Consider the following 9399-nt stretch of genomic DNA (forward strand, 5'->3'; position numbering starts at 1 on the left):
AAGTTATTCGCGCTAGCCAACCTCGGAAATGACGGCGCCCAGGACCAGCCTCTCCTCAACAATCCGCCCGATCCTCTCTGGAGAACTAACGAGATGCTTTTCCGTAATCTCTTCCAGCTGGCGTTCCGTCACATCCGACCTAACGGGCTCGTCTAGCGCAGATGCAGGCCGATCGCTTCAAGGAGATCGCGAAGCTCCGGTCCCATGCATCACGAGAAGGTGGGAGCGGAACGGCGCTTGCGATGATCAGAAGAATATCAACGTAGATACCAACAGATTGAGCGCGTGTTCCGTTTGGGGCGTGTGTGTGATGCTTGTCGGGTTATGGATGTATGACAGTCCGACGCTTGCATATATCCCCGGAGCGAGATGCGCAGTGTATGTTCCCGTGATTGCTGTGGTGTCGCGGTGCGCAAGCTGGCCTTTAGCCAGAGCAGCATCCACTGCAAGCTTGCTCCAGGCCGTGTTGGTCGCAACGAGAGCAACCAGATCACTGGGCCGACTATCAAAAGGTCCCTTCGCATAAAGACGAAGCTCGTAATACCGGCTGATCATGTTGAGTTCAGGCGGAGCTCCCATGAGGGAGAATCCGCCATAGATGCCGCGAGACGGCGACCCAAGGGCGTCACTCTGCCAGAGCTGCCTGTCCGCAGCGATGTAGTGAAAATTATTCCCGCTCTCCCTTTGTTGCTCGGGATCCGCCAATTTCTTGTAGCGGCTACTGTTGAAACCAACGCCCGCCCGCAGCCACGTGTCGGGCACGCCGGGAGCAGCCTTGCTCCTGTAGCCGGCTTCATCAACGAGAAGGATGCCTGCATTGGCCGTGCTCCAGTTCAAGCCGGTGGGATTCTCCGTTATCTGGGCGTAGGGACCATCTGGACTGATTGAGCGCTGGACGGAGACCTTGTTGTACAAGCGATCGTCAAAATTGTACTTCAGGTTGACCGCAGGCGTCGGCGCAGCATTGGTGCTCATCCCTGCCTGCAACAAGGCAGACATGTTCGATCCTGTAATCCCTCCGAACAATGTGCCGGTGAACTCATTTTGGTTTCTGAGGTAACCAAGTTTGAGTTCTAGTGTCCTGTCGAAGAAAGTCTGGTAATAGGCGAGCGTATTGATTCCCACTCGATCTGGCCCCGGGCGATCCCACGTCCAGTATTGCTGCTCGGCTCCTACGACAATCTGTCCGTCGGCAATGCCAAACCGGCTGAGATCGTAGGTGACGATCATGAAGTTTGCCGACGCGAAGGTCGGATTCTGGCCCATATAGAGCTGGTTTGCGATAGTGCTTCTGGCTGCATTCGGCAGCTGGTTGTTTGCAAAGCTGTTGTGTGTCCAGCCGATGTAGCCGACGCCGACATCTGCCAGCGCCGATCTAACGCCGTCCTTGTCCTGACCAATCGTGTCCGCAGGGCCAGGTATGTTGAGCCACAACCCTTTTTCACGCAGATTGTCGTACCTTGCGAAGGGATCGATCGTCTTTTGCGGTCTCGTCTGCGCAGCCCTGTCCGCATTGCCGCGCTTCTGGAAAGGCACTCCGGGACCTGACGCTGGCGCCGGGGCAGGAGGGCGGATTGCCTGACGGATCAGTTCGATCGGGAGCTTTGCGGCCCGATCGGAAGCCTTTCGTCTTTTGCTGGCCTGATCCGCAGGGTGGCTACTAGGATCAAGCCCGCTCGCGGTTTGTGCCAGTACGGAATTGCCGACCAGACAAGCCGCTAGCGAAAGTGCGATAAGAAGCCCACGTTGCTTTCCGCATGGTCTAGAATTGAAAGCAAGTGCTGCCGTAGCCGAGTATGTCCGAGGCGAGGTCGTCGCAAGAAGGCAATCACGCATGGCGTACTTCGGGTCCATGTCTGCCGGCCATGAATAGATTGAACTGCGGCCTGATCGGCCCAGAGTGAGCTCCCGGCGTTTTCGCGTCCGAGGGCAGGGGGGACGAGCCGGAACTCGATTTATCCGAAGAGAACCACTCAGGCTTCCCGAACCTCTCAGCTCGCGGCGCGATGATGATCTGGTCCGAAACTTTGCTTGTGCATGACGCCGGTGCGCCAAGAGCCAGCGGCGAACGCTGGCTCGGCAAAATGCTCACGACGAGCGCGCGGGGTCTCGCTGTGCTGGCCACCACGACATTGCGAATGTCCACCTTGCTCACTGTGAGTCAGGCGAGTCTGGCGGTGCCGCGCATCTGCATCGAAGGCGGCTTTCGCGACGAAACGGCAGCTACCAGAAAGCAAGGCTTGCCGGGCAAGAGGCCTGGCTTCACGAAGCGGTTCATTGGTACCGAAAGACGAGACAATCGCCAGGCGCGAAGGCCGAAGAGCCTTTGAATTTGCGCGCGCGGCAACCACACCACAACGTCCAACGTGATGGCCCAGGAGACCGGAGGAATCAGCCATCGAGCAGCTTTGGCGGGTATCGGCGAGCAGTTGCTGGCTCCGTCAGCGCCGTTGGCGCGGCAAAATCTGTCTTGCATCCGAATCCTTGACGTGCGCGGCGTTCGTTGGTCACGCTTGCCACGTGCCCTTCATCTCGAACAACCTGCCGGAATTGGTAGTCGACCAGGTGCAATGGTGGCCATTGCGGCTCGGCCGATCAGCCGTGGCGCTTACGTGGCGCGTCCCGGATGAAGTTGCTGGTCTCGGCAAGGCGTGAGACGGGGCTCAATCGAACACACTGCAGGAATCAGCGGACGGTTTGCATTCGTGCCCGGGCAAGGTAAGAAAATCTGCAAGGTTCTTCTGAATGACGAGAAAATGCTGCGCCATCGCCGGCGAAGATGAGAACCATTGCTCGCTGGTGACGCTATCATGGAGAACGCGCGCAAATTGTCGCGTTGCGTTGCTCAAGGAGTAGCGTTTCATAGGAGCAGGGGCAGCCGATCGGGAAGCTCGCCAAGATTGATTGTTGTCGACGCTGGCAGCTCCTGGAGCGCGTGAGCATCGCAGGCTGTCGCGTCGACAAAATAAGCCTGCTGGAATGGGATGTTGAGCGAGGGACAATGGACTTGATTGATCAAGCGGCCGCGCCAGACTTGCGGCCGCTCTTGCATGGGCCGTCAAGACGGATTCTCCCGGTTCTGGTGCTCCCGCTTGTCCTCGTCGGCTCGTGTGCTGCTGGCGCCTGGCTTTGGGCTAACCTTGAAGAGTTTGTCGAGACGCCGGAAGCCCGGGACGTCGCTTCAACGATGAGCCTGTCACTGGAGGACAGGGCATCCCTGTTCGAGATAAAGTGGGCACAGCAGAAAGCTGGCGATGAGATCGCAGAACTCAACCGCCAGATCGATGCCCAGCGGGATGACCTCAAAGGGATTCTGGATCAGATCACCGTGCTGACTTCGCGGATCGATTCGCTGCAGAGTTCAACACCTATCCCTTCTGCTGCTCCCGCGCCTCCTCTGTCGCCAGCCCGGGCTGCTTCAAGCGTCGCCAGGAAGCGCTTCAGGCGGTCCAAACCACAGGGACCTGTTTCCGTCGGAGGCGCTCCAGTGACCGCAGGACCGAAGACAGCCGAGCCTTGAGGTCTGAGACCGCTGCAGGCGTGGTCGAGTCTCCAACTGTGCTCGAGGAGGTGGACCGTAGCTTCACAAAGCTGCCTGTGGCCGTAAAATACCCGAAACTTGTGCGGGCGCCGGCGTCTCCAGCGGCATGTCGCTGATGCCGTCGCCTTCATCGAGAGCACTCCAGTGGAAGTGGGGCAGAGCGCTTTCCGCATGATCGAGGCGTGGCCCTGAACGGCGGAGTCCGCTGTACCTCTCCTTTAGATCAGCTCCCTTTTAATTAGCCCTCGCCAGTCTTGAGACCATATGTGAAAGGTCGTGTCATCACACCGCCGCTGCATCCTCGAAATCTAGCCTGTCTGCCCGAGGCGCTTTCTTCGGATCGCTTCCTCGCGAAGAGCTTAGAGGTTTGGGATCTGCTCACATGCGTGGTTTAGTTAAGAGGGATACGGTCGAGACAAGTGTCGAATGCGGCAGCAACAGCGCGAATGACAAACCGGTGCTCCTGCTTGACCCGAATGAATCCCTCTTCAATGTCCACTATCCCGTCTTCGGCAAGCATTCCCAGGCGGTCGGCCGAATCGAGAAGAGGAATCGGATCAAATCCGTGAGCAGCACAGATCGCTGGTACGTCGGCCTGCAAATCGCACATCAGACGCTCGATGATTGCGGCGCGGAGGCGATCTTCGGCGGTGAGACAGTAGCCTTTTGAGGTTGCCAGACGACCAGCCTGAATGTGTTGGTGATAGGAAGCGGTTGCGATCTCGTTCTGGACGTAACCGTCACGCAGACGGCCGATGGCTGACGGACCTAAGCCGATCACGGTTTTGCAGGTATCAGCCGAATAACCCAGGGAGTTGCGGCGCAGCTGACCGGCTTTCTGCGCCAGCGCGAGCTCGTCGTTGGGCAGGGCGAAATGGTCGAGCCCGATCTGGCGGTAGCCGGCCGAGACCAGCGTATCTGCAATGGCCGCGGCTTGCTCAGCGCGGGCGACATTGTCCGGCAGCGCCGTCTCATCGATCTGGCGCTGACGTTTCATATAGGAGGGGACGTGAGCATAGCCGAAAACCGCAAGCCGGTCTGGCCGCATGGCCAGAGCCGTCCGCGCGGAGTCCACGCAGGACCGCACCGTCTGATGGGGCAGTCCGAAGAGAAGGTCGAAATTGATGCGCCTTATCCCATGCTGGCGAAGACTTTCGACGACAGAAGCCGTCTGCACCTCGCTCTGGACGCGGTTGACCGCCCTTTGAACCACGGGGTCGAAGCTTTGCACGCCGATGCTCGCGCGGCCGACCCCCGCCGCTTCTAACGTTTCGACCATCTCGGCCGTGCACGCACGCGGGTCGATTTCTATGGCGATGGTAGCTGATTTGCTGAACGCGAAGCAGCGGCGCAGGAGTTCCATCAAGGCCAGGAAATCGGTCGGCGCAATGGTGGTCGGCGTCCCGCCGCCGAAATGCACGTCGCTCACCGGCAGAGCGGGCGGCACTTGCTCTGCGACCAAGTGTATCTCCTCCTGCACCGCCGCCAAATAATTGCGGATCGGTCGCTCGCTGCGAGTGAGGCTTGTAGGGAAGCCGCAATACCAGCAGATCGAGCGGCAGAACGGAACGTGGATGTAGAGTGATACGGGTTCGTCGGGCGGCAGCCGCCTCAACCATGTCTCATAAGTCTTGGCACCGACCATCGCGGAGAAATCTGGTACGGTTGGGTAGATGGTGTACCAAGGCAGGCGAGCATCGCAATACTTGTTCAGGAGCGAGGTCTGCAAGGCTTAACTTTCCCATGCTCAAACAGCATGAAGCTGACCGATGCCCTCTGTTGTGTCTTTGCGTTATGTCAAACGCGCCTAACTGTTGCTGAGATCTGGTCCCGCTGTCGATGTCACTGCCAGCGCGGCTTAGGGGCCGGGAATGAGAGCCGCTCGTTGGCGATTATCTGGATGCTTGTGGGTAGAATGAATTTCTCGTACGAGCACGGCCCAAGAGGCTAGACGTCCCCCGACTAGCCTGCGCGCAGTGTCAATCATTCATCGGAGGGCGCGTCGCTTCTGCATTCCCTGACATGCAGCTTTTTTGCGACGAAGACAGGGATTTAAAAGCAACACCAAGAGCGGGCCAGGCTGTCCCTGGACTTTCAAGCTGGTTTTCGGTGGAAAACCGATGTGGATGCTCGCAGCATTCGACCGATGCTTCCCGTCCCAAGGCCGGCGTGTCACGGAAAATACATTGCTTGCTAGATGAAGAGCGCCAACTGCGCGATCGTACAACGTGACGCTACGTGCGATTCAAGTCCTTTGGAGCAGCTCACGAAAACATTCTTGAATTTCAAGTATAAAATGCATGAGCCTCAATTCCGCCACGCTGCTTGTCTCATTGCCGCAAGCATCATCACGGATGTACTGATGATGTTGGGGCGGGCCCGGCGCACTTTCAACCCCCCGGCAAAGTGCGTCGGGGCGCCTTGGTTCGGCGGCGTCTCGTTCCGGCTCCAATGCAGCTCACCAACTCACAACAACTTGCAGGTCCTGCTTATAGCGAACGCGAGGGCCGGCCAGATACTCACACGTGACACTATCTGCGATAGTTTCTATTCTGCTTCAGCACTTGACGTCTTTTGTTTTTAACGTCGCCTTTGCAGCTATCGGTCGCCGCCAGAGCGCGCATAATTATGCAGTTGGCCCTCATTGGCATCGCATCAATCCGATGCACCTGCAGCTCTCACTGTTTCACATAGGCCGCCTGGTGAGGCGTCGATCATCCCGTCACAAGGAACCGTTCTCGCGCGGTGACCTGGAGGCCACACCCGCGGCTTGCATCGTATTGCACCTCGATCTGGCCGCGCTTGGCGCTTCCCAACCCATAAACGATGGGACTTGAGACTTTCAAGCGAGAACCAATTGGATGCCGGCAACGAGCAGAACCGCCACGAGGATGAACCTGATAGCTGTCTGGCTCAACCATTTCAGGCCGATAACCGTTCCTGCGACGGCACCGGCCAGCGCGGAGATTGCGTAAAGCGCCAAATCCGAGGACGGAAATTGGCCGGTGAAAAGAGCTCCGACGAAGCCGACTGTGGAATTAGCCAGGATAAAAGGGGGTGATAGCGCCGCGGTCTGCTTAGGTGATGCCCAATTCAGTGCGATGAGCGTCGGGGCGAGGAACACTCCGCCGCCCACGCCGGTCAGGCCGGAAACCAGGCCGAGGACCGCGCCAATGCTCACGCTTGCCCGGAGCGGAGTTTCGCAAATGCGATCGGCGGCTCGTCCGCGCCGCATGATCATCACGGCGCTCGCCAGAAGAAGAACGATCCCGGTCAGTGTCTTGTAAATGTGTTCCTCGAGCACAATCGAGCCACCGGCAAGCGCCGCTGGCATCGATGAAAGCAGAAGCGGGCGCAGGATTATCCAGTCTACGACTTTGTTGCGGTTGAAGAGCCACGTAGAATAAGTCGCGACAACAATGTTGAGACCAAGCGCCGTCGGGCGCATCTCTGTCGATGGCATACCAGAGAAAGCCATTAGCGACAGGAATGCAGTGCCACCCGCCTGGCCAACGGTCGCATAGAGCAGTGAGATGATCGCGAAGAGCAGAGAAACCATGCTTCACCGATCTTGGCGAAGTTCTTCGCCTTGGTTGCACCAACCGCATCACGATTCGTGCGTGAGGTGCCGGCGCAATTATCTTTCCGCTAGGGGGCGGATTCCGAGCGCTTAACCGGGGATCCGCGCGGCCGGAGGTGCAGTCAGTCCAAGTTCCTTTGACGATTGTCATGTGTCGACTGTCCCCATCAATTGCCAAGGTTGGTACTTGACTGGGCTGCGAGAGGGCTGCGCTTGGGGCACCGACGGTTGGACTTGCGGCGGCCGCCGAGAGGAGCTGCACCTTTCTTGGTCTAGGTCAACTCGTGCCGCGGCTCGCACAAATGGCGCTGTCGCCTTTCCTCCCGATGTCATGATTGCTTCAATGGACTTACTTTGCGACCAACCGTCCGCCTTTCAAGCTCTTGTCCCGACGGTTGATTTTCGCGAAATCAATAGTTGGTACGACACTTGCTGGACTGGTCCAATCCGGGGTCCTCTCCCTTCTGGAGATGCGCATGCAAAGTGTCCTCTGCATCAAGCAGGTCTCGCGACTGCGCGTATCTCCCATTGCGCCTTGGACATGGCCATTTTCTGCCCCTTCGATTCATTTGCGCCGGACCTGCCGAACGGACCCGCTGAGACGCCGGGCAATCATGCGAGGAGTATGGCTTCGGCTTTGGCTGTTCCGTGTTGCTCATCGATCGCGTTCCCGACGCCCTCATAGGGCGGAGGATCAGCCAGCGGTTAGCGATGGCAATTCGCAAGATTGGGAAGAAAAATGACACTCCTGTTGTCTTCGGCAAGCAGACAATCGATACCGACAACGCGCAGGTCGAGTCCGGCACCGCCAAGCGCATCGGCGTGCTCTACCTTACCTGTATCGCGGAGTTCAGTGCCAAGGATCGTGCCAAGGATCTCCTCGCGCTCGGCCTTGAGACAAAGCGAAGCGTCGTTCGGACAGGACCCGGGTTTCTCGCCATCCAATCTGAACAGAGCCGGCCCTGTAGCCGCTCATGCTGTTTGGTTCGTCTCTCCAGCTGAGTCGCCAGGGTCCTCGGACTTTCTATCACTGCCAGACCATCAACATGGACGATGGCGCGGCCGATTTGGCCAGTGCCTCGGACCAGGGATGATGACGGCATCTCGGCTGTTTGACGGGACGATCATGCCGGCGCAGCCAGCGGCAGGGCAACGAATTCGGGAATGGCGTCTGACGCAGCGTGCGGCGCTCAGACGTCACGAAGAACAAACCCAAGAGTTCAGGTCATGGAATGGAATTTGGCTCCGCCTGAAACAAGCGCAATCGAACACAGTGACCGGGAGCTTGATCGACGTTCTGAGGCGCCCATCATGGATCTCTTTAGCTTCACCGAATGCGCGAACCAGACGCATTCGCTCAGAGCGCTGTTCGAGCTTCTTGTAAGCTGTGCCACCGAGGAAGGGTTCAGTGAAATCGCTTACGGCGCTCTCAACTTCGTCGAGCCACTTCGGCTGGCGGAGTATCCACCTCCGACTGTGGCTGTGAAGTGGCCGCCAGACTGGTGCGACCGATACTTCAAACGCAAGTACCATACTATCGATCCGGTGGTCCGGCGGACGCCGATGCATTCGCGGCCGTTTTTGTGGGATCAACTCGCCGACCACCATCAACTTCAACCGGACGAGAGGCGCTTTCTGGACGAAGCGAGAGAGTTCGGCCTGAAGCATGGCATGAGCGTGCCATTGTTTGGCCCGTTGGGTCGTGTATCTGTGGTGTCGTTTGCATCTGCGTCCGACGATGCTGATCCTCAGGACCGCATCGGTCATCTCAACGCGCTGGCCTGGCAGTTTCACACCGCCTATGGCGACATCGCTCGTCCCTGCAATAATGGTTGCGAAAGAAATGTTACACTATCGCAGCGCGAGATCAGTTGCATGCGTTGGGTGGCAGAGGGGAAATCGTCATGGGAAATTGGGATGATCCTGGAAATCAGCGTGAATACAGTCAATTTTCATATCAAGAATGCGATGCGAAAGCTGGGTGCGACCAGCCGGATTCAAGCGATCGTTATGGCTATGCGCCTCAATCTTCTTTGAATTCATCAGTCGAATGGAACGAGCACCAACTGCCAAATGTTTGCTTCCAGCTTCTGGTCAGCATGGCAGTTTCGGCGAAATCGCAGATACAACGCTCCTCGCGACAAGCGCTCTCAAACCTCACGCTGCGTGAGGTTGTGGAGCTCCATAACCGTCGATGACGTGCCGAATCGACTGACCTGGTGCGCCAGCGTTCGAGTCAGGCGGCGTCGTTCCATCCAGCCGGTGACCCAGCCCTAGA

The 9399-nt window shown here is 58.1% G+C and carries 7 protein-coding genes; 4 read left to right on the plus strand and 3 right to left on the minus strand.

Annotated features, from left to right (window positions below):
- Window positions 1–246: 246 nt before the first annotated feature.
- Complete coding sequence (locus tag CWO91_RS27960; protein ID WP_245471390.1) at window positions 247–1536, minus strand: carbohydrate porin; 1290 nt, start codon at window positions 1534–1536, stop codon at window positions 247–249.
- A 470-nt stretch (window positions 1537–2006) separates the two neighbouring features.
- Between CWO91_RS27960 and CWO91_RS43305 the strand changes: the two genes are divergently transcribed.
- Together CWO91_RS43305 and CWO91_RS27970 are read left to right on the plus strand one after the other, a co-directional pair.
- Window positions 2007–2330 (plus strand): hypothetical protein, encoded by a 324-nt coding sequence (locus tag CWO91_RS43305; RefSeq protein ID WP_165405748.1) that lies wholly within the window; start codon window positions 2007–2009, stop codon window positions 2328–2330.
- Window positions 2331–2935: 605 nt separating this feature from the next.
- Window positions 2936–3520 (plus strand): hypothetical protein, encoded by a 585-nt coding sequence (locus tag CWO91_RS27970; protein ID WP_245471391.1) that lies wholly within the window; start codon window positions 2936–2938, stop codon window positions 3518–3520.
- A gap of 412 nt (window positions 3521–3932) precedes the next feature.
- Here the strand turns inward: CWO91_RS27970 and hemN are convergent, their stop codons facing one another.
- Both hemN and CWO91_RS27980 read right to left on the minus strand, forming a co-directional pair.
- On the minus strand, window positions 3933–5270 hold the full coding sequence (gene hemN, locus CWO91_RS27975) for an oxygen-independent coproporphyrinogen III oxidase (protein ID WP_130218123.1): 1338 nt from the start codon (window positions 5268–5270) through the stop codon (window positions 3933–3935).
- 1113 nt (window positions 5271–6383) lie between these two features.
- Entirely contained in the window at window positions 6384–7100 is a 717-nt protein-coding gene (locus tag CWO91_RS27980) for a sulfite exporter TauE/SafE family protein (protein WP_130218125.1), read from the minus strand.
- A gap of 669 nt (window positions 7101–7769) precedes the next feature.
- Here CWO91_RS27980 and CWO91_RS27985 point away from each other — a divergent pair.
- Both CWO91_RS27985 and CWO91_RS27990 read left to right on the plus strand, forming a co-directional pair.
- Window positions 7770–8123 carry a hypothetical protein gene (locus CWO91_RS27985; RefSeq protein ID WP_130218127.1) on the plus strand — a complete coding sequence of 118 codons (354 nt, stop codon included), beginning with the start codon at window positions 7770–7772 and terminating at the stop codon, window positions 8121–8123.
- Window positions 8124–8432: 309 nt separating this feature from the next.
- On the plus strand, window positions 8433–9158 hold the full coding sequence (locus CWO91_RS27990) for a LuxR family transcriptional regulator (RefSeq protein WP_130218135.1): 726 nt from the start codon (window positions 8433–8435) through the stop codon (window positions 9156–9158).
- Window positions 9159–9399: the final 241 nt, after the last annotated feature.

Origin of the sequence: Bradyrhizobium genosp. SA-3 (genome assembly GCF_004212635.1) — a bacterium.
GTDB lineage: Bacteria > Pseudomonadota > Alphaproteobacteria > Rhizobiales > Xanthobacteraceae > Bradyrhizobium.

Bases quoted from the DNA above. Each gene is read 5' to 3' on its own strand.
- CWO91_RS43305 (WP_165405748.1), top strand. From the start codon at position 2,007: ATGATGATCTGGTCCGAAACTTTGCTTGTGCATGACGCCGGTGCGCCA.
- CWO91_RS27980 (WP_130218125.1), bottom strand. From the start codon at position 7,100: ATGGTTTCTCTGCTCTTCGCGATCATCTCACTGCTCTATGCGACCGTT.
- CWO91_RS27990 (WP_130218135.1), top strand. From the start codon at position 8,433: ATGGATCTCTTTAGCTTCACCGAATGCGCGAACCAGACGCATTCGCTC.